Source organism: Streptomyces sp. NPDC029044, assembly GCF_040637495.1.
In the GTDB taxonomy this organism is placed as follows: domain Bacteria; phylum Actinomycetota; class Actinomycetes; order Streptomycetales; family Streptomycetaceae; genus Streptomyces.
This window is the reverse complement of the sequence record NZ_JBEZWN010000084.1, coordinates 1-26,967: the sequence shown is the minus strand read 5'-3', so window position 1 is coordinate 26,967 and position 26,967 is coordinate 1. Positions and strand designations below refer to the sequence as shown.

Below are 26,967 nucleotides of genomic sequence, written 5' to 3'. Positions count from 1 at the left end.
CCGCCCTTCTCGCCGACCGGCCAGGTGCCGGTCGAACGCTCGATGGCCTTGGCGCCCGCGCGGTCCACGGCGCTGCGCACCACGGCGAAGATCGCGCCCTGGATCGCGGCGGCCAGCAGGACCTCGCCCCAGCCGCGGTCCTTGTCCAGGGCGTCGGGCGCGTCCTCCTCGTGCCGGATCGCCATCCACGTCTTGCGGAAGGCGAGCCCGGCCAGCCAGCCGCCCGACCAGCCGAGCACGAACCCGAGCGGCTGGTACGCGAGGGACATCTTCTTCTTCTTTGCCACGGCAACTCCTGAAGACTGAGGGTGGGTGGGTGGTCAGGGGGTGTGCGCCGCCGGTATCCGCTCCTCGGCACGGACCGGCCCGGGCGGTGTGCCGTCACCGAACGGACGGCCGCCCAGCTCCTCGCGGTGGTGCGGGGCCGACCAGCCGGACAGGTCCGGGCCCAGCGGGACGACGCGGGTCGGGTTGATGCCGGTGTGCACCCGGTAGTAGTGGCGCTTGATGTGGTCGAAGTCGACGGTGTCGCCGAACCCGGGGGTCTGGTACAGGTCGCGGACGTACGCCCACAGCACCTGGTTCTCCGTCAGCTTCCAGCGGTTGCACTTGAAGTGACCGTGGTAGACCGCGTCGAAACGCACCAGCGTGGTGAACAGCCGGATGTCCGCCTCGGTGATCGTGTCCCCGACGAGGTAGCGCTGCCGCTCCAGCCGCCCCGCGAGCAGCTCCAGCCGACGGAACACACCCGTGCAGGCGGCCTCGTACTCCTCCTGCCCGGTGGCGAACCCCGCCCGGTAGACGCCGTTGTTGACGTCCTCGTAGACGTCGGCCGTCACCTCGTCGATCTCGTCGCGCAGCGCGTCCGGGTAGAGGTCGGGCGCACCGTCCCGGTGCAGGGCCGTCCACTCGGTCGCGAGGTCGAGGGTCAGCTGCTGGTAGTCGTTGGTCACCAGCCGGCCGCTGGGTACGTCCACGAGCGCCGGCACGCTGACACCACCCGGATAGTCCGACTCCCGGCGGTCGTACGCCTCACTCAGGTAGCGGATGCCGAGGACCGGGTCGCGACCGTCCTCGTCCAGTGTGAAGCGCCAGCTGCGGTCGTCCTGGATGGGGTCGGCCACGGCCAGGGACAGGGAGTCCTCCAGACCGAGCAGCCGTCGGGAGACCAGCGACCGGCTCGCCCAGGGGCAGGCACGGCTGACGACCAGGCGGTAGCGGCCGGCCTCCACCGGCCAGCCGTCCCGGCCGTCCGCGGTGACCCGGTCCGCGAAATGCGCCTTTGACCGCTTGAACGCCCTCCTTCCATAGCCGGTGTTGCCGTCGTCGCCGTCGTCGCGGCTCATGGGAACGACCTCCTCGCCGTACGTGGGCCCTGGTGAACGCGTTCCCCGTTTTCCGCCGACGGCACGGTGTGAGTACCCCCGACCGGGGCAATCGGCGTGGGTGACTGATGAAGGAAGTGATCACAAGACACGCGTCACCGTGCTGGTGGCGCTCGCGGCCAATCTGGTGATCGCGGTGGCCAAGGCCATCGGCGGCCTGGCGGCGGGATCACCCGCCCTGCTGTCCGAGGCGGCCCACTCGGTGGCCGACAGCCTGAACGAGGTGTTCCTGCTCGCGGCGCTGCGCCGCAGCCGCCGCCCCGCGGACCGGCGTCATCCCTTCGGCTACGGCAAGGAGCGGTTCTTCTGGTCGCTCCTCGCGGCCGTCGGGATCTTCGTCATGGGCGGCTGCTTCTCCTTCTTCCAGGGCTTCGAGGCCCTGACGAGCGGTGCGGAGGAGGAACTCGGCGGCTATGTGGCCGGCCTGATCGTGCTCGGAATCGCCCTCCTCGCGGAGGGCGGTTCTCTGTTGCGGGCTCTGTACCAGGTGCGCCGGCAGGGCGGTGCGGGCGCCGGGCTGCGCGATCCGGCCCTGCGGACGGTCGTCGCCGAGGACGGCACGGCGGTGCTCGGCGTCACCCTGGCCATCGCGGGCATGGCGCTGCACATGGTCACCGGCCAGGTGGTGTGGGAGGCCGCGGCCTCGCTGGCGATCGGCGCGCTGCTGGTCTACGTGGCCTTCCGGCTGGGCCGTGAAGCCCGGGACCAGCTGATCGGCGAGGCGGCCGACCCGGAGACGAGCGGGCGGATCCGGGAGCTGCTGCGGGCACAGCCCGAGATCGACAGTGTGGAAGCGCTGTTCACGATGAAGACCGGTCTGGACACGGCCCTGGTGGCGGCCCGCGTCGATCTGGTGCCCGGCCTGGACAGCGAGCGCGTGGAGGAGGTCGCCGTACGCATCAAGCGGTCCATAGCCCGGACGGTGCCCGAGGCCGACCAGATCTTCCTCGACGTGACCGACCGCCCTGCCCGGGAGGCAGCGGAAAGCCCCGCCGCGACGGGGGAGCGCGGCGGGGCCTGAACCTCGCGTGCCCCGTCGCGGCCGGTTCACACCCACGGGGCGGAAAGTTTTTCGCCGGCTGCCCTCCGCGGGCAGCCGGCCCGCTCTCAGCCGCCCGCGGCCGGCTCCAGGACGAAGACCGGGATCTCCCGGTCCGTCTTCTTCTGGTAGTCGGCGTACGCCGGGTACGCCGCGACGGCCCGCTCCCACCACGCGGCCTTCTCCTCGCCCGTGACCTCACGGGCGGTCATGTCCTGCTTCACCGGCCCGTCCTGGAGCTCCACGTGCGGGTCGGCCAGGATGTTGAAGTACCAGACGGGGTGCTTGGGCGCCCCGCCGAGGGAGGCCACCGCGGCGTACCGCCCCTCGTGCTCGACCCGCATCACCGGCGTCTTGCGCAGCCTGCCGCTCCTGGCGCCCCGCGAGGTCAGGACGACGACCGGCATCTTCGTGCCCTGGAGCGTCGTCCCCTCCGTACCGCCGGAGCTCTCGTACAGTTCCACCTGCTTGCGCACCCACTGCGTCGGGCTGGGTTCGTACTCGCCTTCCAGAGGCATGGCATCCGTCCCATCGTCGCGTCCGAGGCTCATCGCCGTCCGTCTTCAACATCCGTGCCCCCGGGAATCATCCGCACCCCGCCGGATCCGGCCGGAGTCGCCGCGTCTCATCCCGGCGCGAGCGCCATCCGCACGGCCAGGGCCGTCATGACCCCGCTCGCGACCAGCGCCGTCGCCAGCCGCCCCCGATGGCCGGTCAGCGCCCGGCCCAGCAGGGCTCCGCCCCCGGCCAGCAGCACCTGCCAGCTCGCGGAGGCGGCGAAGGCGGCCAGCACGAACACGCCCTGTTCCAGCGGGCCGGCCGGGCCGGTGGCCTGGGAACCGAGCACGAGGGCGGCGAAGTAGATGACGGTGGTGGGGTTCAGCAGGGTGATGCCCAGCAGCCCCAGGAAGGCCCGGGCGGGACTCGGGGGAGCGGGGGAGGTGCGGGTCGCGAGCCGGTGGCCCCGGTACTCGCGCACGGCGGTGACAGCGCCCCATGCCGCCAGCGCGAGCAGCACCAGCACGCAGACCCAGCGCAACGGCCCGAGCACGGGCCGCAGCGCGGACGCCAGGGCGCTCCCCCCGAGCGTGGCCGCGAGGGCGTAGAGCCCGTCCGCGGTGGCGACGCCCAGCGCGGCGCAGACACCGGTGCGCAGGGAGGTGCGGGCGGTGAGGGAGACGAGGTAGGTCCCGACGGCACCCACGGGGACGGCGATGCCGTACCCGGCGAGCAGCCCCGCGACGAGCGCGGCGGTCATGACCGCGGCGGCGTCGGTCCTCCCCGGCGGCCGGACTGCTGCTGTCGGCGCGCGGCACGGGCGGCGACTGACAGCGGCGGGAGAACGGTGAACGTAGGCATGGCTGGATCCTGGGCCCTGCCCCGCCGGACCGACAACCGGTTTTCGGGCCGGGCCCCGCGGCATCCCTGACCGGGCGAGGACGTCGGCCCCGTGACAGGGGCTCCGGTCCCCGGCGCTCGAACACGAAGACGGCGTTCCCCGGCCATCTTGGCGCCGTCGGCGACATGGCCGAACTTCGCGTCGCCCCATAGGTGCCTGGGGCATCTAATGAAGATCGGCACGACGCACTACTCGTCTGCGAGGTCTTCATGACGGACACGACCGCACCCGTCGCCTTCCCCCAGAGCAGGACCTGCCCCTACCACCCGCCCGCCGCCTACGACGCGCTGCGCACCGAACGCCCCCTGACCCGCATCACCCTCTTCGACGGCCGCGAGGCCTGGCTGGTCAGCGGACACGCCACCGCCCGCGCCCTGCTGGCCGACCCGCGCCTGTCGTCCGACCGCGACCGGCCCGGCTTCCCCGACCCCAGCCGGCGCTTCGCCGGGGTCCGCAACCGCAGAACGGCCCTGCTGGGCGTCGACGATCCCGAGCACCGCGTCCAGCGGCGGATGGTCGTCGGGGACTTCACCCTCAAGCGCGCCGTCGAACTCCGGCCACGCATCCGGCAGATCGTGGACGAGCGGCTCGACGCGATGATCGCCCAGGGGCCCGTCGTGGACCTGGTGAGCGCCTTCGCGCTGCCCGTGCCGTCCATGGTGATCTGCGCCCTGCTCGGCGTCCCGTACGCCGACCACGACTTCTTCGAGGCACAGTCGCGACGGCTGCTGCGCGGCCCGGAGACCGCCGACGTACTCGACGCCCGCGACCGGCTGGAGACGTACTTCGGCGAACTGATCGACCGCAAGCAGCGGGACCCCGGCACCGGACTGCTGGACGACCTGGTCCACCGGCAGCTGCGCGAGGGCGACCTCGACCGCGAGGGCCTGATCGCGATGGCCCTCATCCTGCTGGTCGCGGGCCACGAGACGACCGCCAACATGATCTCGCTCGGCACCTTCACCCTGCTCCAGCACCCCGAGCGGCTCGCCGAGCTGCGCGCGGACCCGGGACTGCTGCCGGCCGCGGTCGAGGAGCTGATGCGGATGCTGTCCATCGCGGACGGCATGCTGCGTCTCGCCGTCGAGGACATCGAGGTGGCGGGGACGACGATCCGGCAGGGCGATGGCGTGGTCTTCGCGACCTCCGTCATCAACCGCGACGAGACGGTCTACCCCGACCCGGACACCCTCGACTGGAACCGCTCGGCCCGTCACCACGTCGCGTTCGGCTTCGGCATCCACCAGTGCCTCGGCCAGAACCTCGCCCGCGCCGAGCTGGAGATCGCCCTGCACGGCCTCTTCGCCCGGCTGCCCACCCTGCGCCTGGCCGCTCCGGCCGAGGAGATCCCCTTCAAACCCGGCGACACGATCCAGGGGATGCTGGAACTCCCCGTGACCTGGTGAGAGGCCCCCGCGCATGCACATCGACATCGACAAGGACGTCTGCATCGGAGCGGGCCAGTGCGCCCTGACCGCCCCGGACGTGTTCACCCAGGACGACGACGGCTACAGCGCCCTCCTGCCCGGCGGGGAGGACAGCGGCAGCCCGCTGCTGCGGGAGGCGGCCCGCGCCTGCCCGGTGGGCGCCATCACCGTGTCCGAGACGGTGAGCTGACCCCGGGGCTCACCCGGTGTCCAGGAGCCGCCGGGCCGCCTCGCGCGCGTCGGCCGCGGGCTCGGCGCTCCCGGTCACGCCCGCCGTGACCATGGCGCCCTCGGCCAGCAGGAACAGCTGCCCGGTCAGCGTGCCGGGCAGTCCCGCCGCCGCCACGAGCGAGGCCAGATACTCCCGGAACGCCCCCTTGTGAGACCGGACTTGGGTGACCACGCGAGCCGACGTGGCCCCCAGCTCGCCGTACGCGTTGAGCCACGCACAGCCGCGGAAGTCCGGCTCGCCGAACCACTCACCGAGCCAGTCGAACACCGCCAGGATCCGCTCCTCGGGCTCCTCGCGGCCCTCGACGTACGCGGCCAGCTGCCCGCGCCAGCGTGCGTCGCGCCGCTCCAGATACGCCTCCACCAGGTGCTCCTTCGCCGGGAACAGTTGGTAGAGCCGCTTGAGCGAGACCCCGGAGGTGCCGCGCACGTCGTCCATGCCGACGGCCTGCACACCCCGTCCGTAGAACAGCTCCTCGGCGGCGTCCAGCGCCCGCTCCCGGGCCAGTGCGCTGTCCATCCACGACCCTCCTTGACGCGAGAACGAGCGTTCTCCTACGGTAGCAGCGCGTAGGAGAACGCTCGTTCTCCCCTGCTGTCAGGGAGGGTTCATGACCGACCGCCCGCCGCTGCCGCCCTTCACCCGCGAGACCGCCGCGCAGAAGGTGCAGGCCGCCGAGGACGCCTGGAACACCCGCGACCCGCACAAGGTCTCCCTCGCCTACTCGCCGGACTCCGTCTGGCGCAACCGCGGCAGCTTCGTCACCGGCCGCGCCGAGATCGCCGAGTTCCTGGCCCGCAAGTGGGAACGCGAGCGGGAGTACGCCCTGCGCAAGGACCTGTGGGCGTTCGACGGCAACCGCATCGCCGTCCGCTTCCAGTACGAGTGCCGCGACGCCGACGGGCAGTGGTGGCGCTCCTACGGCAACGAACTGTGGGAGTTCGACGAGCACGGCCTGATGACCCGCCGCGAGGCGAGCATCAACGACGTGCCGATCGAGGAGCGGGAGCGCCGGATCCGCGGCCCCCGGCCGGAGTCGGAGCGCGGAGACACGTTCCCCGTCCGGTGAGCCCGGGCGGTCGCCAGGGTATGACCGAACAGGCCTTGCTGACGGCCCGTCAGGTGCCGTGCCCGGCCTGGCCATGGAGTGCACTCCAGCACGTACGCTCCCCGAGGAAGATCTCCGAAGGCAGGAGCGGCAACAATGCAGTATGTGAAGCTCGGTTCGACGGGCCTGGACGTCTCGCGGATCTCTCTGGGGTGCATGACCTACGGTCAGCCCGACCGCGGCCCGCACGAGTGGACCCTCGACGAGGAGGCCTCACGCCCGCTGATCCGGCAGGCGGTCGAGGCGGGGATCACCTTCTTCGACACGGCCAACATGTACTCCGACGGCACCAGTGAGGAGATCGTCGGCCGGGCCCTGCGCGACTTCGCGCGCCGCGACGAGATCGTGCTCGCGACGAAGGTGTTCTACCCGATGCGGCCCGGGCCGAACGGCGGCGGACTGTCCCGCAAGGCGATCATGACCGAGCTCGACCGGAGCCTCACCCGCCTCGGCACCGACTACGTCGACCTCTACCAGATCCACCGCTTCGACCCGCACACCCCGGTCGAGGAGACGATGGAGGCCCTGCACGACGTCGTCAAGGCGGGCAAGGTCCGTTACATCGGGGCGAGTTCGATGTACGCCTGGCAGTTCTCCAAGATGCAGTACACCGCGCGGCTGAACGGCTGGACGCGTTTCGTCTCGATGCAGAACCACTACAACCTGATCTACCGCGAGGAGGAGCGCGAGATGCTGCCGCTGTGCGCGGACCAGGGCGTGGGGGTCATGCCCTGGAGCCCGCTCGCCCGCGGCCGCCTCACCCGGGACTGGGACACCACGACCGGGCGCAGCGCCACCGACACCTTCGGCAGCAGCCTCTACCAGGAGGGCGACCGCACCATCGTCGAGGCGGTCACCCGCATCGCGGGGGAGCGGGGCGTCCCCCGCGCGCGGGTCGCCCTCGCCTGGCTCCTCCACCAGCCCACGGTGACCGCCCCGAGCGTCGGTGCCACCAGGCCCGGGCACCTGGAGGACGCGGTGGCGGCCGTGGAGACCGAGCTCAGCGACAAGGAGCTGGAGGAGCTGGAGCGCCCCTACGGCCCCCATCCCGTCGCCGGGCACTGAACGTGCGGCGCGCGGCTCAGTGGGGACCCTGCGGCGCGAACTCCGTGCCGCAGGGCCCCGCCCCCTCGCTCTCCGCCAGTTCCACCCTCGCCCCGCTCATCGCCAGCGTCCGGTAGAACCGCCCGATCCGCTCCGTCGACCGCCCCACGTAGTGCCCGATGAACGACCGCCGGAACCGCTCGGCCGCCCGGTTCGGCTGCGAGCCGTGCACCAGGCTCCCGTTGAAGAACAGGACGTCCCCCGGCGCCATGTCCACCGGCACCGGCGCCAACCCCGGCGGCGGCGGGACGTACTCCCGGGCGAAGGACACGTCCGAGTCGGCCTGCTCCGGGCAGAACAGGTCCATGCGGTGCGTGCCCGGCACGACCTCCAGCCCGCCGTTCTGGCGGTCGATCACATCGCAGGCCACCCACGCGGCCACACACGTGCCCGGCTCCACCCGCAGGTAGAAGTTGTCCTGGTGCAGCGCCTGTCCCCGGGCCCCCGGCGGCTTGAAGTAGAACATGCTCTGCGCGGCCAGCACCTCCTCCCCGAGGAGCGCCTCCAGCACCGTCCGCAGCCGGGCGTCCAGCAGGATCTCGCGCGCCGGGCCGTTGATCTCGTGCGGGTGCATCACCCGCGGCCAGACGTGCAGCGGGTCGGCGCCCGGCCCGTCCTCGGCGCGCGGCTCGAAATGCCCGGGCACCGGACCGGCCTCCCGCAGCGCCGCGAACTCGCCGCACAGCCGCTCGATCTCGTCGGTCCCGAAGAGCCCGCGCACCACCGTGAAACCGTCCTCCTCGAAGCCCTCCCGGTATCGCCGGAGACCGGTGGGGTCCAGGATGGGAGCGCCGGTGGCGCTGTTGCCCGTGACTGTCATGAACGCACTCCTCGGTCGGATGTCATCAGCCGCCATCGGTACGGAACGCTAGGCCCCGGAGCCGCCCAGGAGGATGCCCGTGCGTGCTGACGGATTGCCCACCGCTGCTGGACCCCGGAACACCGGCGGCTCCGGGGAGCCCGGGGATCCCGCCCCGCCGCCCGGACTGGTGGTGCTCGGCCACTTCGACCAGAGCCCCGGCTACGGCGTCAGCCGCCCCTACGGCTCGGCGAGCTGGCTCTTCACCTGGACCACGGCAGGCCGGGGGAGGCTGTGGCAGGGCGGTGCGCGGACCTCGGCCGGCGCGGGCGAACTGGTCGTACTCGCCCCGGGCGTCCCGCACGGCTACACCGTCGAGCCCGGCGCCCGGCACTGGCGGTTCTGGTGGGCCCACTGCCAGGCCCGCCCCTCCTGGACCGCGTGGCTGCGGCCGTACGACGCCGGGGACGGGACGTACGTCGTCACCTCCGCCCCGGCCGGTGTGCACGGCCGCGTCGAGACGGCGTTCCGGCGGATGCACGCCGACGCCCGCTGGACCGGCACCGAGGCGCCGCCCGGCGCGGCACCACCGGACGGGCAGGTCGCCGTGGCGCACGGCAGCGCGGCCCGCGAACTGGCCCTGTGCGCACTGGAGGAGATAGTTCTCCTGACCACGGCCGGTTCCCGGCCGGCGGAGCCCCGGCCCGGCCTCGACGCACGGATCCGCCGCGCCCAGGAGCTGATCGACGCCGACCCCGGCGCCCCGCACACCGTCAGGTCGCTCGCCGAGGGCGTCGCGCTGTCGCCGTCCCGCTTCGCCCATCTGTTCAGCCGGCAGGCCGGGCAGTCACCCATGCGGGCCCTGCGCGAGGCGCGGCTGCGGCACGCCGCCCGGTTGCTGGAGAACACCGACCTGCCGGTGGAACGCGTCGCCGCGGCCTCGGGGTTCGCCAGCCCGTTCCACTTCAACCGCGCCTTCCGCGAGCGCTACGGAGCACCCCCCGGGGCCTACCGCACGAGGCACGGCGAGCCGCCCGCCTGAGCACCGCTATTGGTTCCCGGGCCGGTCACGAAAGACAGGGGCCCGGAAGGCGGCCGGCGGTGTGAGCTGCTGTGCACGTGGCAGCTCAATGGTTTCGGGCCACCTCCGGAGCCGGAAAAATGAGCGACGCTAAAAGGGGGCAGACACCACGGAAATGCCTTTCGCTCCGCTGATTGACATCTTGTCAAAAGGCCCTGGCGGCGCACGCAATGCACGAAACCGCCGGCTCTCTTGTTCCCTGTCGCTGACCTGTGCAAAGGTGTGCCCTGTCGGCGTGCCCACATCACGCCTTTCTTCGTATGCGCGAGGCCGACGGGCCGGCATACCCCTTGGTATGGACTTTATCCCGCGTGTCCTTGAGAGGAATGCAGCCTTGAAAGACGCAGGCCCGTCGAATTCCCCGGCCCCGGCCCGCAGCTTCGGCGCGACGGACGAGCAACTGAGCGCAGAGCTCAGGAAGTGGACCGGGGCGACGCCCGCGCTCCACCCCGTCGGCGAACTGCTGGACCGGCACTGGGAGGCGGCCTTCGGCTACGCCCGGCTGTGCACCGACGGCCCGCGCTCCGCGGGAATGCTCACCACCGCGGCTTTCACCCGGCTCTTCGGCGAGACCCTCCGCCAGAACGGCCCGACCTCCGCATGGCGGTCCCACCTGCTCCTCACCGTGCGGCGTATCGCGGCCGAGTGGGCCGGTGACCACAGAGTCGACATGCTCCACCCGGAGCTGCTCACCGGCACCGGCGAGGGGGAGCGCCCCGCGTCCCGGCTGCTGCCCTCGCAGCGGCGGCGCCTGCTGTCCGGGGCCTTCCAGCGCCTGCCCCAGTCCGCCCGCTGCCTGCTGTGGCACGTCGAGGTCGAGGCCGAGCCCCTCACCTCTCCGGCCGGATTGCTCGGCCTGGACGAGGAGGGCGCACGCGTCGAACTGGGCCGGGCCCGGGACCGGCTGCGCGAGGAATGCCTCCAGCTCCACCGCGAACTCGCCCCCGACGAGGAGTGCCGGCGCTATCTGCGCCTGCTCGACGTGACATACCGGCGCGGGGGTCTCGCCCTCGACCCCGATCTACGCGCGCATATCGAGAGCTGCGGACACTGCGACGCCGCCGCCGACCAGCTCGACCAGTTCAACCACGGCCTCGGCGCCGCCCTCTCGGAGGCGGTGCTGGGCTGGGGCGGGCGGGCGTACGCGCAGAGCCGGGCGAACGAGGCGGGGGAGAGCGCCGGGGGCGGGCGTCCCGCCGAGCGCGGGCGGCCCGCGGGAGCGGCCGGTGCGGCCACCGCCGAAACCCCGGCCGCCGCGGCACGTGAGCTGTTCCCCGACCCGGTGGCCCTGGCGCGCGAGGTCTTCCCGGACCCGGCCGGCATGGCGTACGAGATCATTCCCGACCCCGTTCGTCCGGCGCGTGAGCCCTTCCCCGAGGCGGCCCGTGAGCGGCGAGAGGTCTTCCCGGATCCGGTCCGGGCGGCGCGTGAGTCCTTCCCCGGGCCGGCCGGTGAGGGGCGCGGGGCCTTCCCGGACCCGGTCGCCCTCGCCGGCACCGTCGGGGAGTCGTTCACCGATCCGGGCGGCCCGGCGGCCGTGCCGCTCCCTCCCGCGGCGGCGGGCACACTCCCCGGCGGGGCCCACGCTCCGGTCACGACCGGCGAGGGTCTGTCCGTACCACCGCCCGTCTCCGCCTCCCCGGGGCCCCGGACCGCAGCCCGAAGATCCGCCCACAGGACGGCCCGCCGCGCCGCCCGGCGGCGCAACTTCACCGCGGGCATCCTGACGGTCGGCGGACTCGTCGTCCTGCCGCTGGTCCTGTGGTCCACCGGCAACGGCGGCGACGGCGCCCCGGCCGGAGCCGACCGGCCCTCCGGGGAAGCACCCGACTCCGAGGCGGGCGGAGCGAGCACCGATCCGTCCTGGGCCGGGGCGGACGACGCCGCGAAGGGCGCCCTGCGCGGGCGGCTGCACAACGTCGCCTCGGACCTGTGCGTGGGCATCGACGGCGAGAAGGCCGTCGAGGACGGCGAGGCCGAACTCACGACCTGCTCCGCGGACGCCGCCCAACAGTGGACGTACGAGACCGACGGACTGCTGCGCAACGGCGCCGCCCCCGACCTGTGCCTGGACTCGCGGCTGGGCTACTCGGTGCGGCTGGCCCCCTGCGCGGGCGCGTCCCGGCCGGACCCGAAGAACATCCGCTACGACTTCACCCTCCAGGGCGCCCTCGTGCCCCGCTGGGACCAGGACCTCGCCCTGGCCCCCGCCGCGACCAACGGCTCGGGAGCCCTCGTCCTCAAGGCGCGCACGGACGACGAGGCCCAGCGCTGGGTGATCGACACCTCCAAGGCCGACCTCCAGATGGAGGCCGTCAACTGGAACGCGCCCGTCCCTGCCCCGCGCCCCACGCCCACGCCGACCCTCCTCCCCTCGAAGACGCCCGAGCCCTCACCGACGCCGTCCGCGACCTCCCCGGCCCCGAGCAGCCCGGCCGCCACCGCATCGCCCTGCCACCGCTACGGCTACTACTGCGACGCGGACGGCCGGTACGGCAACCCGGGAGACGGCTACCCCGGCCACGGATACGGCCCCGGCGGATACGGCTACGGGGGCTATGGCTACGGGGGCTACGGCGGAGACGGCCGCCGCTGATCACGGGCCTGCGCTCAGGCCCCGACCACGGTCAGGGACAGCCACAGGGCCAGCACGGCCGGCACCAGCGCGGCCGGCACGGAGAGCAGTCCGAGCCGAGTGAACTCCCCGAGCCCGACCCGGTGCCCCTGCTGCTGCACGATCCGCCGCCACAGCAGGGTCGCCAGTGATCCGGCATAGGTCAGGTTGGGGCCGATGTTCACGCCGAGCAGGACCGCCAGCACGGCGCCGGGACCGGCCCCCGCGGTCAGGGGCAGCAGCACCAGTACCGCGGGCAGGTTGTTGATGAGGTTCGCCAGGACGGCGGCCAGCGCGGCCACGCCCAGCAGCGTGAGCAGTCCCGACCCGTCGGGCAGCACACGCCGCAGCGCGTCGGCGAGCCCGTGGTCGACGACCGCGCGCACCACGACGCCGAGCGCGAGCACGAACGCGAGGAAGGCCGGGGAGGCGGACCGCACCACCGTCAGCGGCGTCGCCCGCCGCCGGAACAGTGCCCGGCCGGCCAGCACCAGCGCACCGGCCGTCGCGGCCCAGGCCGGCTCGATGCCCACGGCGGAGGCCACCACGAACCCGGCGAGCGTGCAGCCGACCGTGACGAGGGCGAACATCGGCAGCGGCTCGGGACGCGGCGCGGACTCGGGGGAGGGGAGGGGCGCCGCGAGGCCGTCGTCGAAGAAGCGGCGGAACACCAGGTACTCGGCGGCGATCGCGACCAGCCACGGCAGTGCCATCAGCGCCGCGAAGCGGGTGAAGCTCAGCCCGCTCGCGGTGAAGGCCAGCAGATTGGTCAGGTTGGAGACCGGCAGCAGCAGCGAGGCGGTGTTCGACAGATGGGCGCACGCGTACAGGTGCGGCCGGGCTGCGACGCCCATCCGGGTGGCGGTGGCGAGCACCACCGGGGTCAGCAGGACGACGGTCGCGTCCAGACTGAGCACGGCCGTGATGACGGACGCCAGCGCGAACACCGCCGTGAGCAGCCGGGTGGGACGTCCCGCGGCCCAGCGGGCCATCCACGCCCCGCACGCCGTGAACAGCCCCTCGACGTCGCAGAAGTGGGCGAGTACCAGCACGGCCGCCAGGAAGCCGACCACCGGCCCCAGTCGCTGGACCTCCTCCCAGGCGTGCTCCGGCGAGATCACGCCCAGGGCGAGGGCGAGCCCGGCCGCCGGCACCGCCAGCACGGCCTCGGGCAGGCCCTTCGGGCGGGCGACGGCCCAGACGAGCACGGCGGCCAGCAGCGTCACGGACAGGACTTCGGCGAGCGGGGTGTTCAGAGCGGGGTCCTCCGGGACGCGATCGTTCGGGCCCGCTCATGAAACCAGGCGTGGGTAAGAGCCTCTTACCGGCCCTGCCGCCGTACCGCCAGGGTCGGCCGGTCGGGGGCCGGTCGGGGGCCGGTCAGGGGCCGCCGTCACCGGCCCGGCCGGGCGCGCTCAGACCTCGTCAGACCTCGCCGTCGAGCAGGGCGAGCTCCGACCAGATCGTCTTGCCCTCGGCGGTGTGCCTGCTGCCCCATCGCTGGGTGAGCTGGGCGACCAGGAGCAGACCGCGGCCGCCCTCGTCCCAGGTCTTGGCCCGGCGCAGATGCGGGGCCGTGTGGTTGGTGTCGGACACCTCGCAGATCAGGGTGGCCGCGTCGTGGATCAGCCGCAGCCGGATGGGCGGGGCGCCGTAGCGGATGGCGTTGGTGACCAGTTCGCTCACGACCAGCTCGGCGGTGAACGTGGCCTCGGTCAGTCCCCAGCGTTCGAGCTGGTCGACGACCTGCTTGCGGATGGGGGCCACCAGTGCCGGGTCGGCGGGGATGTCCCAGGTGGCGACCTGGGCGGACGGCAGGCCGCGGGTGCGGGCCAGCAGCAGGGCCACGTCGTCGCTGGAGCCGCCCGGCGGGAGCAGGCTGTGCAGGACGCGGTCACAGGTCTCGTCCAGGGAGTCGGAGGGCGCCGACAGCGCTTCGCGGAGCATCCGGCCGCTCGCGTCGACGTCCCGCTCCCGGCTCGCCAGCAGCCCGTCCGTGTGGAACGCCAGGACGCTGCCCTCCCGCAGTTCCACCTCGGCGGACTCGAACGGCAGCCCTCCGACCCCCAGCGGGGGACCCGAGGGCAGGTCGAGCTGCTGGGCCGGGCCGTCCGGCGGCACGAGCAGGGGCAGCGGATGCCCCGCCCGGGCCAGGTTGCAGCGCCGCGACACCGGGTCGTACACCGCGTAGAGGCAGGTCGCGCCCACCTCTCCGGCGCCGTGGTCCCCGCCGGACTCCTGGGACAGCCGGACGACCAGGTCGTCGAGGTGGGTGAGCAGTTCGTCGGGGGCCAGGTCGATGTCGGCGAGGGTGCGCACGGCGGTGCGCAGCCGGCCCATGGTGGCCGAGGCCTGGATGCCGTGGCCGACGACGTCGCCGACGACCATGGCGACCCGCATCCCGGACAGCGGGATCACGTCGAACCAGTCGCCGCCCACGCCGGAGCGGGTGGCCGGCAGGTAGCGGGAGGCCGCCTCCACCGCGGCGGTGTGCGGCAGGGTGCGGGGCAGCAGGCTGCGTTGCAGGGTGAGGGTCGTCTCGCGCTCGCGGGAGTAGCGGCGTGCGTTGTCGATGCAGACGGCGGCCCGGGCCGTGACCTCCTCGGCCAGCAGCACGTCGTCGTCGGTGAACGCCTCGGGGCGCCGGAAGCGGGTGAAGACCGCCACGCCGAGGGTCGTGCCCCGGGCCTGGAGCGGGACGGACATCGTGGAGTGGATGCCGTACTCGTGGACCCGCTGGAAGCGCACCGGGTCCCAGGCGAGCCACTGCTCCAGGTCGCCGGAGGAGCCCGAGGCCACGACGGTGTGCCCCGCGACCAGCGAGGCCGCCTGCGGGGAGTGCTCCGGGTAGACGTCGACCTGCCCGGGCTTGACGACGGCTTCGGGGCTGCCCCTGTTGACCGACTGGTGCGCCGCGCGGCGCAGATGCACCGGCGGGACCGGCGTCCCGGGAGCCTCGCCGCCGCCCTCCTGCGCCTCCAGCAGGTCGACACTGACGAAGTCGGCGAGCGCGGGGACGCACACGTCCGCCAGTTCCTGGGCCGTCCGGGTGACGTCGAGGGTGGTGCCGATGCGCACGCTCGCCTCGTTGACCAGCTGGAGCCGCTCCCGTGACCGGTACTGGTCGGAGAAGTCGTGGGCCGTCACGCACACGCCGCGCACCCGGCCGGTCCCGTCGGTGAGCGGTGCCATCCTCGCCAGCCAGGCGTGTGCGGCCCGGCTCTCGCCGGTGGCCTTCATGTACGTCTGCATGTCCTGCCGCCGGCCGGTGCCCAGCACCCGGCGCAGATTCTCCTCGAGCTCGACGTTCTGCGGCCGGCTGCCGATGTCGGTGGGCTTCAGACCCAGCATCCGTCCGGCGGGCAGTGCCAGGAGGTCCGCCATGGCCTCGTTGACGCCGCGCAGCCGCAGCCGCTCGTCGAAGATCATCGTGGCGCAGGGCGACTGCGTCAGGGCCAGGCGCACCAGAGGGTCGTCCGGCAGTCCGGAGCCGGTGGCCTCCGGCGGGGACACCGCGAGCCACTCGGTCGCCTCCGGTCCGTCGGGCGGCCTGCGGTGGGCGAGCACCCACACGGACACGGGGTGGCCGTCGCGGTGGCGCAGGGTGAGGGTGCCGCTCCAGCGGGAGTCGTCCGGCACAGCCGGGAGCTCCGCGCCGTCGGCCAGCAGTGCTGCGGCCGGGCGGCCCACGACCTCGGCCGCGGTGTGTCCCAGCAGCCGGCGGGCGCCCTCGCTCCACTCGGTGAGCGTGCCGTCGACGGCGATGACGGCACGGGCGGCCACGCCATCGTCGAACACCTCGTCCGGGCTCATCGTCGCGACTCCATACGGACACTCACAGTGAACAGGGAAGCCAGTTGAGTTCCAGCGTAGTCCGTAGGCACCCGACGTGGACCGGTAACCCCCGTGCCGACTCCGCGGCCGCAGGCAAGGCGCAAATCCGGTCGAAGTGACCCCTGAGGCAGAAGGGCGCTCCCGCACCCTTGACGGTCATGTGTGACGGCTCGACAGAATCTGTGTGTTCGCGATCAGTTGTGAGTACTTCTGGGTCCTCATGAGGGAGAGCCGCCATGTCGGTCACGCGCAGATCGGTCCTGCTCGCCTCCAACGGCCACGCCCGCCGCCGGAGCGCTGCTCGGCGCCCCGGAGGCGTGGGCCGCAGGAGAGGCGCGCACCACGTCCGGCCGCCGGACCGTCGCACTGCGCGACGGCTGGCGCTTCGCGCTGGTGAACCCGGGCGGCATCACCGACTCGACCGGCGCCCACACCGACGCACACCTTCCCGGCTACGACGACTCCGGATGGCGCGAGACCGCCGTCCCGCACGACTGGAGCATCGAGCAGACCCCCACCACCGAGCACGGCACCACCAGCGGCACCGGCTTCCTGCCCGGGGGCCTCGGCTGGTACCGCCTGGCCTTCACCCTGCCGCCCGCCCTCACCGGCAAGCGCGTCTCGGTGGAGTTCGACGGCGTCTACATGGACTCCACCGTCTACTGCAACGGCAAGGAGGCCGGCCGCCACCCCTACGGCTACACCGGCTTCGCCCTCGATCTCACCGACCTGGTCCACACCGACGGCACCACCGAGAACGTGATCGCCGTCCAGGTCCGCAACCGGCTCCCCAGCAGCCGCTGGTACTCGGGCAGCGGCATCTACCGCGAGGTCCGCCTGGTGATCACCGAGCCGGTGCACGTGGCCCGCTGGGGCACCCGCGTGACCACGCCCGAGATCTCCGCCGAGCGGGCCCTCGTACGGGTCGCCACCTCCGTCGTCAACGCCTCGGGCGCGGCCGCCGACGTCGAGGTCGTCTCCCGCATCGTCGACCGCAAGGGCCGGACGGTCGCCCGTACCTCCTCCGCCGCGACCGTCACCGGCGAGCGGACCGAGACCCAGGAACTCACCGTCCGGCGACCCGAGTTGTGGGACTTCGAGACCCCGCACCGCTACACCCTGCACACCGAACTGCGCGTCGGCGGCCGGACCACCGACACCTGCCGCACGGTCTTCGGCCTGCGCACCTTCCGCTTCGACCCGGACGAGGGCTTCTTCCTCAACGGCACCCACCACAAGATCAAGGGCGTCGACCTCCACCACGACCTGGGCGCACTCGGCGCCGCCGTCAGCATCGACGCCGTCCGCCGGCAGCTGGAGATCATGCGGTCCATGGGCGTCAACGCCCTGCGCACCTCGCACAACCCGCCCGCGCCCGAGGTGATCCGGGTCTGCGAGGAGCTCGGCGTCGTCATGCTGGTGGAGGCGTTCGACTGCTGGCGCACCGGAAAGAACCGCTACGACTACGGCCGCTTCTTCGACGAGTGGTGTGAGAAGGACGCCACCGAGATGGTGCTCGCGGCCCGCAACTCGCCCGCCGTGCTGAGCTGGTCCATCGGCAACGAGGTCCCCGACTCCACCTCCACCGCCGGCCTCGCCATGGCCGACCGGATCATCGACGCGATCAGGGCCGCCGACGACACCCGCCCGCTGGTCATCGGCTCCGACAAGTACCGCCGCCTGCCCGCCAAGGGCTCCGCCGCCGACCTGATGCTGGCCAAGCTGGACGGCCTCGGCCTCAACTACAACACCGCCAAGTCCGTCGACCAGCTGCACGCGGCCTACCCGCACCTGTTCCTCTTCGAGTCGGAGTCCTCCTCGGAGACCTCGACCCGCGGCGCCTACCAGGAGCCCGAGCACCTCAACACCGGCGAGAACCACACACCGGGCAGACGCGCGACCTCCTCCTACGACAACAACCTCGCCTCCTGGACCATGAGCGGCGAGTACGGCCACAAGAAGGACCGGGACCGCAAGTGGTTCGCCGGGCAGTTCCTCTGGTCCGGCATCGACTACATCGGCGAACCCACCCCGTACGACGTCTTCCCGGTCAAGGCGTCCTTCTTCGGCGCGGTCGACACCGCCGGCTTCCCCAAGGACATGTACTACCTCTTCCGGAGCCAGTGGACCGAGCGGCCGATGGTCCACCTGCTGCCGATGACCTGGAACCACGCCAAGGGCGACACGGTCGAGGTCTGGGCGTACGCGAACGTCGCCACCGTCGAGCTGTACCTCAACGGCAAGTCCCTGGGCGTACGGCGCTTCGACACCAAGAAGACCGTCGACGGCCGCACCTACCTGGAGACGACCGAGGCGACCGGCGACGACAAGACCTTCACCGACGGCCCCTACCCCGGCAGCTACACCAGCCCGAACGGCAGCGCCGGCAAGCTCCACCTCACCTGGCGGGTGCCCTTCGCGCCGGGCGAACTGAAGGCCGTCGCCCGGCAGGGCGGCGAGGTGGTCGCCACCGACGTCCTGCGCACCGCCGGAACCCCGCACGCGGTGCGCCTGACCGCGGACCGCACGTCCCTCGCCGCCGACGGCCGTTCCCTGGTCTTCGTGACCGCCGAGGTCGTCGACCGGCGCGGTGTGGTCGTGCCCGACGCGGAGCACCTGCTCTCCTTCGAGGTGGCGGGCGGCTCCCTCGCCGGGCTCGACAACGGCCGCCAGGAGAGCGCCGAGCGCTACCAGGCGAGCACCCGGACCGCCTTCCACGGCAAGGCCCTCGCCATCGTCCGGTCCGGCACGAAGGCCGGCGCGGTGCAGGTGACCGCCCGCGCCGAGGGGCTGCGCACCGGCACGGTGACCGTACGCGCCACCCCGGCCCAGGGCCGGGCCGAGACGGCCCCGGCCGCCTTCGGGCCCGAACACCCGGCCCCCGCCGGCCACCCGCGCGCGGACGCGAGCTACTCCGGCCGTCCGGACACCCTGCCCGCCGCCATGCTCGACGGCGATCCGGCCACCGGCTGGTCCAACGGCTTCTTCAAGCAGGCCACGCCCTTGCTGCCGGCCTTCGACGGCGCGCGGGCCGAGGACTGGGTCTCGGTCGACCACGGGCGCACCCGCGCCTTCGACCGGGTGGACGTCTCCTTCACGGTGGACGCCACGCACAGCCTGCCCGCGACGATCGAGGTCGCGGTCTGGGACGGCCGGGCGTGGCAGCCCGCGCGGGACACCGAGACCGGCTGGGCCGCCGCCTCCGACGCCCCCACCGCGATCACCTTCAAGCCCCTGCGCGGCTCCCGGATCCGGCTCACCCTGACGAGCCGCCACCCCGGGGAGGCGCGGGGCGCGATACGCATCAGCCGGCTCGACACCCTCTAGGCCGCCCCGGTCCGGACGGGCGGTGAACAGCCAGTCCCGTCCGGACCGTTGACGGGGCGTCACATCAGCCACAACCATGGCCTGCGTCCGCATCTGGGAGCGCTCCCACGCCGAGCGCCACCCGCACCTCCCGGAGGAGCCCAGACGTGAAACGACGCAGAACCGCACTGCTGTCCCTGACCGCCCTGCTGGCGACCGCCCTCACCGCGCTGCCCTCCGCGCCGGCCGGGGCCGAAGAGGTCGAGCAGGTCAGGAACGGCACCTTCGACACCACCACCGACCCCTGGTGGACCACCAGCAACGTCACCGCCGGCCTGTCCGACGGCCGGCTCTGCGCCGACGTCCCCGGCGGCACCACCAACCGCTGGGACGCCGCCGTCGGGCAGAACGACATCACCCTCGTGAAGGGGGAGTCGTACCGCTTCTCGTTCAGCGCGACCGGGACACCCGCGGGACATGTGGTGCGGGCGATCGTGGGCCTGTCGGTGTCGCCGTACGACACCTACCACGAGGTGACACCGCAGCTCAGCGTCTCCGGCGACACCTACTCGTACACCTTCACCTCGCCCGTCGACACCGCTCAGGGGCAGGTCGGCTTCCAGCTCGGCGGCAGCGCGGACGCCTGGCGCTTCTGCATGGACGACGTCTCGCTGCTGGGCGGGGTGGTCCCGGAACCGTACGAGCCCGACACCGGGCCCCGGGTCCGCGTGAACCAGGTCGGCTACCTTCCGGCCGGCCCGAAGAACGCCACCCTGGTCACCGACGCCACGGCGAAGCTGCCCTGGCAGCTCAAGAACGCCGCCGGGAAGGTGGTGGCCCGCGGAACGACACTGCCGCGCGGGCTCGACGCCTCCTCCGGGCAGAACGTCCACTCGATCGACTTCGGCACGTTCCGTACCAAGGGCGCGGGCTTCACGCTCGTCGCCGACGGCGAGACCAGCCGCCCCTTCGACATCGGTGCGAAGGCCTACGAGCGGCTCCGGCTGGACTCGGCGAAGTACTACTACACGCAGCGCAGCGGCCTCGCGATACGCGACGACCTGCGCCCCGGCTACGGCCGCCCGGCCGGTCACGTGGGCGTGGCTCCCAACAAGGGCGACACCTCGGTGCCCTGCCAGCCCGGCGTGTGCGACTACACCCTCGACGTCAGCGGCGGCTGGTACGACGCGGGCGACCACGGCAAGTACGTCGTCAACGGCGGCATCTCCACCTGGGAGCTGCTGAGCACCTACGAACGCGCCCGGCACGCCCGCACCGGGCAGGCGGACAAGCTCGGGGACGGCACCCTGGCCATCCCGGAGAGCGGCAACAAGGTCCCGGACATCCTCGACGAGGCCCGCTGGGAGCTGGAGTTCCTGCTGAAGATGCAGGTGCCCGACGGCAAGCCGCTGGCCGGCATGGCCCATCACAAGATGCACGACGAGCAGTGGACCGGCCTGCCGCTGATGCCGCACGACGATCCGCAGAAGCGTGAGCTGCACCCGCCCTCCACCGCCGCCACCCTCAACCTGGCCGCCACGGCGGCGCAGGCCGCCCGTCTGTACCGCTCCCACGACAAGCCCTTCGCAGCCAAGGCACTGGCAGCCGCACGCAAGGCCTGGGCGGCGGCACTGGCCCACCCGGACCGCCTCGCCTCCGAGAGCGACGGCATCGGCGGCGGCGCCTACGCCGACAGCGACGTCACCGACGACTTCTACTGGGCGGCGGCCGAGCTGTACCTCACGACCGAGGAGAAGCGGTTCGAGGAGTACGTCCTGACGTCCCCGGTGCACACGGCCGACGTCTTCAAGCCCATCGGCTTCGACTGGGCCCGCACCGGCGCGGCCGGCCGGCTCGACCTCGCCACCGTCCCCAACGGCCTGCCCGGCCGGGACAAGGTGCGCCGGTCCGTCGTCCAGGGCGCCGACCGCTATCTGGCCACCCTCAAAGCCCACCCCTACGGCATGCCGTACGCGCCCGACGGCAACACCTACGACTGGGGCTCCAGCCACCAGGTGCTCAACAACGCGGTCGTCCTCGCCACCGCCTACGACATCACCGGCGCCGCGAAGTACCGGGACGGCGCGCTGCAGAGCATGGACTACATCCTGGGCCGCAACGCGCTGAACATCTCCTACGTCACCGGATACGGCGAGGTCAGCGCGCAGAACCAGCACAGCCGCTGGTACGCCCGCCAGCTCGACCCCAACCAGCCCAACCCGCCGAAGGGCACCCTCGCGGGCGGGCCGAACTCGAGCATCCAGGACCCCTACGCACAGAGCAAACTCCAGGGCTGCGTCGGCCAGTTCTGCTACATCGACGACATCCAGTCCTGGTCGACCAACGAGCACACGATCAACTGGAACGCCGCCCTGACCCGCATGGCCTCCTTCGTGGCGGACCAGGGGTAGGGACCGGACAGCGGTGCCGCGTGCCGGGGGAGTCCGCCGACAGGACGCCCCCGGCACGCGCGCGTAGCCTGGTGTCATGCCAGCGGTGCGGGTCGACGGCATCGAGGTCGCGTACGACCGGGTGGGCCAGGGCCCGCCCCTCGTGCTCGCGCACGGCGCCATAGCGGACGCCCGGCTGTTCCGCCCCCAGACGCAGGACTTGGCCGACGAGTTCACCGTCGTCGCCTGGGACGAACCGGGCGCCGGCCGCTCCTTCGACGTACCCCCCGACTTCACCCTGGCCGACTACGCCCGCTGTCTGGCTGCCGTCGTCGAGGACGTGGACCTCGGCCCGGCCCATGTCCTGGGCGCCTCCTGGGGCGGGACGATCGTGCTGGAGCTCTACCGGCACCACGCCGAGCTGGTGCGGACCCTGCTCCTCGTCGACACCTACGCGGGCTGGAAGGGCTCACTGCCCGCGGCGGACGTGCGGGCACGGGTCGAGGGCGCGGAACGGATGCTCGCCGTCCCGGCCGAGGTGTTCGCACCGACCATGCCGGGCCTCTTCGCCGGGCAGCCGTCCGCCGAGGCCGTACGCCTGCTGTCGGTGATGTCGGCCGACACCCGGGCCCGGAGCATGCGGACCGAGCTCACCGTCATGGCGGAGGCCGACCAGCGCGATCTGCTGCCGAAGATCGAGGTGCCCACGCTGCTGCTGTGGGGTGAGCTCGACGCGCGCTCACCCGTGGAGACCGTCGCCCGCCAGTTCCTCGAAGCGGTCCCGCGGGCCACGCTCGTCGTCCTCCCCGGCGTCGGGCACCTCAGCAACATCGAGGCGCCGGAACCGTTCAACCGGACCGTCCGGGAGTTCTGCCGGGCTCACTCCTGACCGGGCCCGGCCAGGGCCCGGCGCGGATCGTGCCCGACAGGCTCCCCGGGCCGCTGGTGAGCGGTGAGCGTGTGCAGCCGGGCCGGGTCCAGCGGCTCGTGCACCTCGACGTACTCGCCGTGCGGCAGCCGCTTGATCACCCCCGTTGCCCGGCCGTGCGCCACCAGCTTCCGGTCCCGGTCCTGCAACCCCAGGCAGATCCGCCGGGTCACGACGAACACCACCGCCGGGACCACGAACATCCCGGCCCGCACCGCCCACGTCACCGTGTTGATCGACAGGTGGAGGCGGGTCGCCACGATGTCGTTGCCGCCGCCCGCCAGGAGCACCAGGTAGAGGCTGATCCAGGCCGCTCCGATCGCCGTACGGACCGGGCGGTTGCGCGGCCGGTCCAGCAGATGGTGCTCGTGCCCGTCGCCGGTGAACCGGGCCTCCAGGAACGGGTACACGCCGATGAAGACCAGCAGCAGCGGGAACACCACGATCGGGATCAGCACACCCAGCACCAGCGTGTGCCCCCACAGGGTGACCTCCCAGCCGGGCATGATCCGCACCAGGCCCTCGGCGAAGCCGAGGTACCAGTCGGGCTGGGCGCCCGTGGACACCTGGTCGGCGCGGTAGGGCCCGTACGACCACACCGGGTTGACCGTGGCCACCGCCGCCATCAGCGTGAGCACCCCGAACACCAGGAAGAAGAAGCCGCCCGCCTTCGCCAGGTACACCGGCATGAACGGTGAGCCCACGACGTTGCGTTCGGTGCGCCCGGGCCCGGCGAACTGGGTGTGCTTGTGGTACACGACCAGCAGCAGGTGGACCACGATCAGCGCGGCCATGACCCCGGGGATCAGCAGCACGTGCAGCGCGTAGAAGCGGGCCACGATGTCGTCTCCGGGGAACTCGCCGCCGAACAGGAACATCGCCAGGTACGTCCCCACGATCGGCACGGACAGCAGCGCGCCGTGCACGAACCTCAGGCCCGTGCCCGACAGCAGGTCGTCCGGCAACGAGTAACCGAACAGCCCCTCGAAGAGACCGAGGAAGAGCAGCAGCCAGCCGAACAGCCAGTTGACCTCACGCGGCTTGCGGAACGAGCCGGTGAAGAAGTGCCGCATCATGTGCGTCAGCATCCCGGCGACGAAGACCAGCGCCGCCCAGTGGTGGATCTGCCGGATCAGCAGCCCGCCGCGCACGTCGAAGCTGATGTCCAGCGTGGACGCGTACGCCTCGGACATCCGCACACCGTTCAGCGGTACGTAACTCCCCTGATAGGTCACCTCGTTCATCGACGGGTGGAAGAACAGCGTCAGATACACGCCGGTGAGGACCAGCACCACGAAGCTGTACAGACAGATCTCGCCCAGCAGGAACGACCAGTGGTCGGGGAACACCTTGCGCAGGTACTTCCTGCCCAGCGTGTGGGTGCCGAGCCGCCCGTCGAACCAGTCGGCGAGGCGCTCGCCGCTCCCGGTGCTCACGCCGCCGTCCCGGAGAGGTGGGCGAGCTTGTCCGGATTGGCCACCACATAGATGCCGCGCACCCGGTCGCCCTCCGGGGTGAGGTCCAGGACCAGGACGGCGAACGGCGCTTCGCCGTCGAACAGCACCGCGGCGTCGTCGCCGTTCACGCGCCGGTAGCGCCAGACGGGATGGTCCGGACCACCGCGGCCGGACGTGAGCAGACGGGTCACCTTGTCCCGGCCGTGCACCGGGCGCAGGCTCGCCCGCCGGCGCTTGCCGCCTGCGTCCGTCCACGCCGTGACGTCCGGCGCGAGGACCTCCATCAGCTCGGCGATGTCCCCGCCGAGCGCCGCGCGCACGAACCGCTCGGTCGCCTCCCGCCGCACCCGCGGATGCGCCTCGTACCGTGGGCGCCGCGCGTGCACGTGCTCCCGGGCCCGGTGCGCCAACTGCCGTACGGCGGCGGGGGAGCGGTCGATGATCTCCGCGATCTCGGCATGCGGGTAGCCGAACACCTCGCCCAGCACGAACACCGCCCGCTCCAGCGGCGTGAGGGACTCCAGGACCACCAGCATCGCCAGCGACACCGACTCCGAACGCAGCGCCGGGTCCTCCGCGGTCCCGGTGTCGTCGGCGACCAGGGGCTCGGGCAGCCACGGGCCGACGTACGTCTCCCGCCGGCGGCTGATCACGGCACGGCGGCGCAGCGCGTGGTTGACGGCCACCCGGACGAGGTAGGCGCGCGGGTTGTCGACACCGGCCAGGGGAGCGCCGCCGCCGCGGGCCGTCCAGGACAGCCAGGTCTCCTGGAGGACGTCCTCGGTGTCGGCGACACTGCCGAGCATGTTATAGACGACGCCGAACAGCAGCTCGCGATGGTCGACGAACACCCCTGTCGCCGCGTCGAGCGGGGTGCCGGTGCCGGGTACACAGCTCTCGGTCATGCGGAGGCCTCCTCTGGCGCGCTCACCACTGCGAGCCGGGCAAGGCCCCGGAATGTGACATCGCACAGCCCGATGTGACCCACATCTCAGGCCCGCCACCGCCCCGGTACCACTCGACAGCCGCGCTGACCTGGGGGTATTTACGAGTCAGTACCCGAGCGGTACCGTGAAGGCATGCCAGCTCTCAACGTGGAGTTCAGCGACCGCGAACTTGAGGACCTCCGGCAGATCGCCAAGGAGCGCGGTACGTCCATGAAGGCGCTCGTGCGAGAGGCGGCCGCGGCCGACATAGCCCGTCACCGGGCCCTCCAGGAAGGCGCGGAAGCCTTCCGCCGGTTCTTCTCCACCCACGCCGACGAGTTCGCCGCCGCGTTCCCCGACGACGAACCGCCCGCCAAGGGCGAAGGGCGGGCCGCCTGACTCATGGCGCCCGTGATCCATATCGACGTGCCCTGGCTGCTTCAGCGCCATGAGGAGGTCCTGCCGGACCAGCCCACCGTCAACGACTTCTCCGCGCTGGTCGCCGCCGTCGCCCGGCACCGCGTCGACCCACCCCGCCTCGGAGTGAACTCCGACCCCGCCTGGCGGGCCGCCGCGCTGCTGCACACCATCACCGTGCTCCGGCCACTGCCCTCGGCCAACGCCCGCTTCGCCTGCGCGACCGCCGTGGCGTACATGTTCGTCAGCGGCGTCGGCATCGACCCGCCCTACGGGGCCCTCGTCGACCTCGCCCGCGACCTGCTGTCCGGCACCACCGACGTGTACGGCGCGGCGGACCGGCTGCGGTCCTGGCAGATCTGACGAACGGGCGCGGTGCCCGATTCACACGGGCCGCAGGGAAATGTCGAAAACGGGTACGAGCCGCGTACATCCGTTCCCCGTTTCTGACTTTCTGTCAATGGCGGGGATGTTGTCCGGGTGCCTTGTTGGCTGTGTGGGGGTTGTGGAAGAGTGAAACACGCGTGCGGGGGGAATGGCCGGGTGTCGCACGTGATTTGTGGACCGCGTCCGATTCGCCCTCGGTGAATTCGCACCTCCCGCGCCGCGCCAAAAGAGGTACGCACCAACCGGGCCTCCTTTTTCGGCGGCATGACCGCTGTGTGTCACACGCGTGGGAAGGAACCATCTCAGTGCCCACCCCCCACCCCCCTCGTCCTCCGTATCCCCCGCCCGGCGGGGATCCGGGGGAATCCGATGAATCACTCGCCGCTCCGCTGAGAGGCAGCCCGGAGGGCGAGGTCGCCGCCCATTCCGTCGCACTGCTGATGGCGCGGCACTACCAGTCGGTGCACGATTACGCGGTCATCTGTCTGGCCTCGTCGGCGCAGGTCGCCGCGATGGTGACAGGAACCGCCTTCCACCGGACCCTCAACCGCCTCGCCTTCGGCGAGTCGGCCGTCGCGCTGCGCCCGGCCCTCCTGGTGACCGTGCGCGACACGATCCGTGAGTGGTCCGGCGACGACCGAATATCGGCCGTTCTGCCCGCCCTGCAGAAACCGGCCGGAGGGCGCGGGCTGCGCGCCGCGACGTCCATGACGCCCGAAAATCGCATCCTCGCGGAGCGGGCATTCCAGGCACTTCCCGCCGCCTCCCGCTGTTTGCTGTGGCATGTCGAGGTCGAGGCCGATCCTTTGAGCGTCCCGGCCGGGCTGCTGGGTATGGACACCGAGATCGCGACAGCGGCCCTCGAACAAGCGCGGGAAAAATTCCGCGAAGCCTGTGTACATGCCCATCGCGATCTCGCGCCCACCCAGGATTGCCGCTTCTACAACCGCCTCCTCGACGTCCCGATCCGCCGGGGCGGCGCACTCCTGCCGGATGTCCAGCAGCATCTGGACGAGTGCCGCTACTGCCGGAGCGCGGCGGAACAACTGAGCCATTTCGAGGGCCCGCTGGGGCCGTTGATCGCCGAGGCGGTACTCGGCTGGGGCGCCCGCCGCTACCTCGACTCGCGCCCCG

Annotated in this window: 21 protein-coding genes and 2 pseudogenes; 13 read left to right on the top strand and 10 right to left on the bottom strand. The window is 72.3% G+C overall.

Annotation, left to right across the window (positions count from 1 at the left end; genetic code table 11):
• A partial coding sequence (locus AB0E85_RS36155; protein ID WP_361936579.1) for a DUF4235 domain-containing protein occupies positions 1-287 on the bottom strand: 287 nt, incomplete at its 3' end.
• 33 nt (positions 288-320) lie between these two features.
• The gene (locus AB0E85_RS36150; RefSeq protein WP_361936577.1) at positions 321-1,346 is read right to left on the bottom strand and encodes a glutathione S-transferase C-terminal domain-containing protein; all 1,026 of its coding nucleotides are present in this window, start codon (positions 1,344-1,346) and stop codon (positions 321-323) included.
• On the opposite strand from AB0E85_RS36150, the gene AB0E85_RS36145 reads away from it, so the two are divergent.
• The gene (locus AB0E85_RS36145; protein ID WP_361936575.1) at positions 1,345-2,406 is read left to right on the top strand and encodes a cation diffusion facilitator family transporter; all 1,062 of its coding nucleotides are present in this window, start codon (positions 1,345-1,347) and stop codon (positions 2,404-2,406) included. The two genes, AB0E85_RS36150 and AB0E85_RS36145, sit on opposite strands and share 2 nt — an antisense overlap.
• Positions 2,407-2,492: 86 nt before the next feature.
• Here AB0E85_RS36145 and AB0E85_RS36140 read toward each other — a convergent pair whose 3' ends face one another.
• Positions 2,493-2,942, bottom strand: a complete 450-nt coding sequence (locus AB0E85_RS36140) for a nitroreductase family deazaflavin-dependent oxidoreductase (protein ID WP_361936573.1) — start codon at positions 2,940-2,942, stop codon at positions 2,493-2,495.
• Positions 2,943-3,049: 107 nt separating this feature from the next.
• Complete coding sequence (locus tag AB0E85_RS36135) at positions 3,050-3,682, bottom strand: LysE family transporter (protein ID WP_361936571.1); 633 nt, start codon at positions 3,680-3,682, stop codon at positions 3,050-3,052.
• A gap of 350 nt (positions 3,683-4,032) precedes the next feature.
• On the opposite strand from AB0E85_RS36135, the gene AB0E85_RS36130 reads away from it, so the two are divergent.
• Together AB0E85_RS36130 and AB0E85_RS36125 are read left to right on the top strand one after the other, a co-directional pair.
• Positions 4,033-5,229 carry a cytochrome P450 gene (locus AB0E85_RS36130; RefSeq protein ID WP_361936569.1) on the top strand — a complete coding sequence of 399 codons (1,197 nt, stop codon included), beginning with the start codon at positions 4,033-4,035 and terminating at the stop codon, positions 5,227-5,229.
• Between the two features lie 13 nt (positions 5,230-5,242).
• Positions 5,243-5,440 (top strand): ferredoxin, encoded by a 198-nt coding sequence (locus AB0E85_RS36125; protein WP_361936567.1) that lies wholly within the window; start codon positions 5,243-5,245, stop codon positions 5,438-5,440.
• Between the two features lie 9 nt (positions 5,441-5,449).
• Here AB0E85_RS36125 and AB0E85_RS36120 read toward each other — a convergent pair whose 3' ends face one another.
• Positions 5,450-6,001 carry a TetR/AcrR family transcriptional regulator gene (locus AB0E85_RS36120; protein WP_361936565.1) on the bottom strand — a complete coding sequence of 184 codons (552 nt, stop codon included), beginning with the start codon at positions 5,999-6,001 and terminating at the stop codon, positions 5,450-5,452.
• Between the two features lie 91 nt (positions 6,002-6,092).
• On the opposite strand from AB0E85_RS36120, the gene AB0E85_RS36115 reads away from it, so the two are divergent.
• On the top strand, positions 6,093-6,551 hold the full coding sequence (locus AB0E85_RS36115; RefSeq protein WP_361936563.1) for a nuclear transport factor 2 family protein: 459 nt from the start codon (positions 6,093-6,095) through the stop codon (positions 6,549-6,551).
• 135 nt (positions 6,552-6,686) lie between these two features.
• Positions 6,687-7,655, top strand: a complete 969-nt coding sequence (locus AB0E85_RS36110; protein ID WP_361936561.1) for an aldo/keto reductase — start codon at positions 6,687-6,689, stop codon at positions 7,653-7,655.
• A gap of 16 nt (positions 7,656-7,671) precedes the next feature.
• On the opposite strand, the gene AB0E85_RS36105 is transcribed toward AB0E85_RS36110, so the two are convergent.
• Entirely contained in the window at positions 7,672-8,514 is an 843-nt protein-coding gene (locus tag AB0E85_RS36105; RefSeq protein ID WP_361936559.1) for a phytanoyl-CoA dioxygenase family protein, read from the bottom strand.
• Between the two features lie 169 nt (positions 8,515-8,683).
• Here AB0E85_RS36105 and AB0E85_RS36100 point away from each other — a divergent pair, with 169 nt between their 5' ends.
• A complete protein-coding gene (locus AB0E85_RS36100) occupies positions 8,684-9,535 on the top strand; it encodes a helix-turn-helix domain-containing protein (protein WP_361936584.1) in 852 nt (283 codons plus the stop codon).
• Positions 9,536-9,908: 373 nt separating this feature from the next.
• Positions 9,909-12,170, top strand: a complete 2,262-nt coding sequence (locus AB0E85_RS36095; protein ID WP_361936557.1) for a ricin-type beta-trefoil lectin domain protein — start codon at positions 9,909-9,911, stop codon at positions 12,168-12,170.
• Positions 12,171-12,184: 14 nt separating this feature from the next.
• On the opposite strand, the gene AB0E85_RS36090 is transcribed toward AB0E85_RS36095, so the two are convergent.
• Entirely contained in the window at positions 12,185-13,444 is a 1,260-nt protein-coding gene (locus AB0E85_RS36090; RefSeq protein WP_361936581.1) for an arsenic transporter, read from the bottom strand.
• A 169-nt stretch (positions 13,445-13,613) separates the two neighbouring features.
• A complete protein-coding gene (locus AB0E85_RS36085; RefSeq protein ID WP_361936555.1) occupies positions 13,614-16,001 on the bottom strand; it encodes a SpoIIE family protein phosphatase in 2,388 nt (795 codons plus the stop codon).
• 257 nt (positions 16,002-16,258) lie between these two features.
• On the opposite strand from AB0E85_RS36085, the pseudogene AB0E85_RS36080 reads away from it, so the two are divergent.
• From AB0E85_RS36080 to AB0E85_RS36070, 3 genes and pseudogenes are all read left to right on the top strand, one after another.
• A pseudogene (locus tag AB0E85_RS36080) lies at positions 16,259-19,349 on the top strand (glycoside hydrolase family 2 TIM barrel-domain containing protein).
• Between the two features lie 146 nt (positions 19,350-19,495).
• Entirely contained in the window at positions 19,496-21,739 is a 2,244-nt protein-coding gene (locus tag AB0E85_RS36075) for a glycoside hydrolase family 9 protein (protein ID WP_361936553.1), read from the top strand.
• A 76-nt stretch (positions 21,740-21,815) separates the two neighbouring features.
• Complete coding sequence (locus AB0E85_RS36070; RefSeq protein WP_361936551.1) at positions 21,816-22,607, top strand: alpha/beta hydrolase; 792 nt, start codon at positions 21,816-21,818, stop codon at positions 22,605-22,607.
• On the opposite strand, the gene AB0E85_RS36065 is transcribed toward AB0E85_RS36070, so the two are convergent.
• Positions 22,598-24,082 carry a cytochrome bc complex cytochrome b subunit gene (locus tag AB0E85_RS36065; RefSeq protein WP_361936549.1) on the bottom strand — a complete coding sequence of 495 codons (1,485 nt, stop codon included), beginning with the start codon at positions 24,080-24,082 and terminating at the stop codon, positions 22,598-22,600. The genes AB0E85_RS36070 and AB0E85_RS36065 overlap by 10 nt on opposite strands.
• Positions 24,079-25,008 (bottom strand): sigma-70 family RNA polymerase sigma factor, encoded by a 930-nt coding sequence (locus tag AB0E85_RS36060; RefSeq protein WP_361936547.1) that lies wholly within the window; start codon positions 25,006-25,008, stop codon positions 24,079-24,081. Before AB0E85_RS36060 ends, AB0E85_RS36065 begins: the two co-directional genes overlap by 4 nt.
• Before the next feature lie 174 nt (positions 25,009-25,182).
• On the opposite strand from AB0E85_RS36060, the gene AB0E85_RS36055 reads away from it, so the two are divergent.
• From AB0E85_RS36055 to AB0E85_RS36045, 3 genes and pseudogenes are all read left to right on the top strand, one after another.
• Complete coding sequence (locus AB0E85_RS36055) at positions 25,183-25,428, top strand: hypothetical protein (protein ID WP_062930854.1); 246 nt, start codon at positions 25,183-25,185, stop codon at positions 25,426-25,428.
• Positions 25,429-25,431: 3 nt separating this feature from the next.
• A complete protein-coding gene (locus AB0E85_RS36050) occupies positions 25,432-25,809 on the top strand; it encodes a hypothetical protein (RefSeq protein WP_031110699.1) in 378 nt (125 codons plus the stop codon).
• A 329-nt stretch (positions 25,810-26,138) separates the two neighbouring features.
• Positions 26,139-26,967, top strand: a pseudogene (locus tag AB0E85_RS36045) (hydrolase); the annotation flags it as partial.

Excerpts from the sequence above, each read along its gene's own strand:
- AB0E85_RS36145 (WP_361936575.1), top strand. The coding sequence starts at position 1,345 with ATGGGAACGACCTCCTCGCCGTACGTGGGCCCTGGTGAACGCGTTCCC.
- AB0E85_RS36150 (WP_361936577.1), bottom strand. The coding sequence starts at position 1,346 with ATGAGCCGCGACGACGGCGACGACGGCAACACCGGCTATGGAAGGAGG.
- AB0E85_RS36140 (WP_361936573.1), bottom strand. The coding sequence starts at position 2,942 with ATGCCTCTGGAAGGCGAGTACGAACCCAGCCCGACGCAGTGGGTGCGC.
- AB0E85_RS36135 (WP_361936571.1), bottom strand. The coding sequence starts at position 3,682 with ATGACCGCCGCGCTCGTCGCGGGGCTGCTCGCCGGGTACGGCATCGCC.
- AB0E85_RS36130 (WP_361936569.1), top strand. The coding sequence starts at position 4,033 with ATGACGGACACGACCGCACCCGTCGCCTTCCCCCAGAGCAGGACCTGC.
- AB0E85_RS36125 (WP_361936567.1), top strand. The coding sequence starts at position 5,243 with ATGCACATCGACATCGACAAGGACGTCTGCATCGGAGCGGGCCAGTGC.
- AB0E85_RS36120 (WP_361936565.1), bottom strand. The coding sequence starts at position 6,001 with ATGGACAGCGCACTGGCCCGGGAGCGGGCGCTGGACGCCGCCGAGGAG.
- AB0E85_RS36115 (WP_361936563.1), top strand. The coding sequence starts at position 6,093 with ATGACCGACCGCCCGCCGCTGCCGCCCTTCACCCGCGAGACCGCCGCG.
- AB0E85_RS36110 (WP_361936561.1), top strand. The coding sequence starts at position 6,687 with ATGCAGTATGTGAAGCTCGGTTCGACGGGCCTGGACGTCTCGCGGATC.
- AB0E85_RS36105 (WP_361936559.1), bottom strand. The coding sequence starts at position 8,514 with ATGACAGTCACGGGCAACAGCGCCACCGGCGCTCCCATCCTGGACCCC.
- AB0E85_RS36085 (WP_361936555.1), bottom strand. The coding sequence starts at position 16,001 with ATGAGCCCGGACGAGGTGTTCGACGATGGCGTGGCCGCCCGTGCCGTC.
- AB0E85_RS36070 (WP_361936551.1), top strand. The coding sequence starts at position 21,816 with ATGCCAGCGGTGCGGGTCGACGGCATCGAGGTCGCGTACGACCGGGTG.
- AB0E85_RS36060 (WP_361936547.1), bottom strand. The coding sequence starts at position 25,008 with ATGACCGAGAGCTGTGTACCCGGCACCGGCACCCCGCTCGACGCGGCG.
- AB0E85_RS36055 (WP_062930854.1), top strand. The coding sequence starts at position 25,183 with ATGCCAGCTCTCAACGTGGAGTTCAGCGACCGCGAACTTGAGGACCTC.
- AB0E85_RS36050 (WP_031110699.1), top strand. The coding sequence starts at position 25,432 with ATGGCGCCCGTGATCCATATCGACGTGCCCTGGCTGCTTCAGCGCCAT.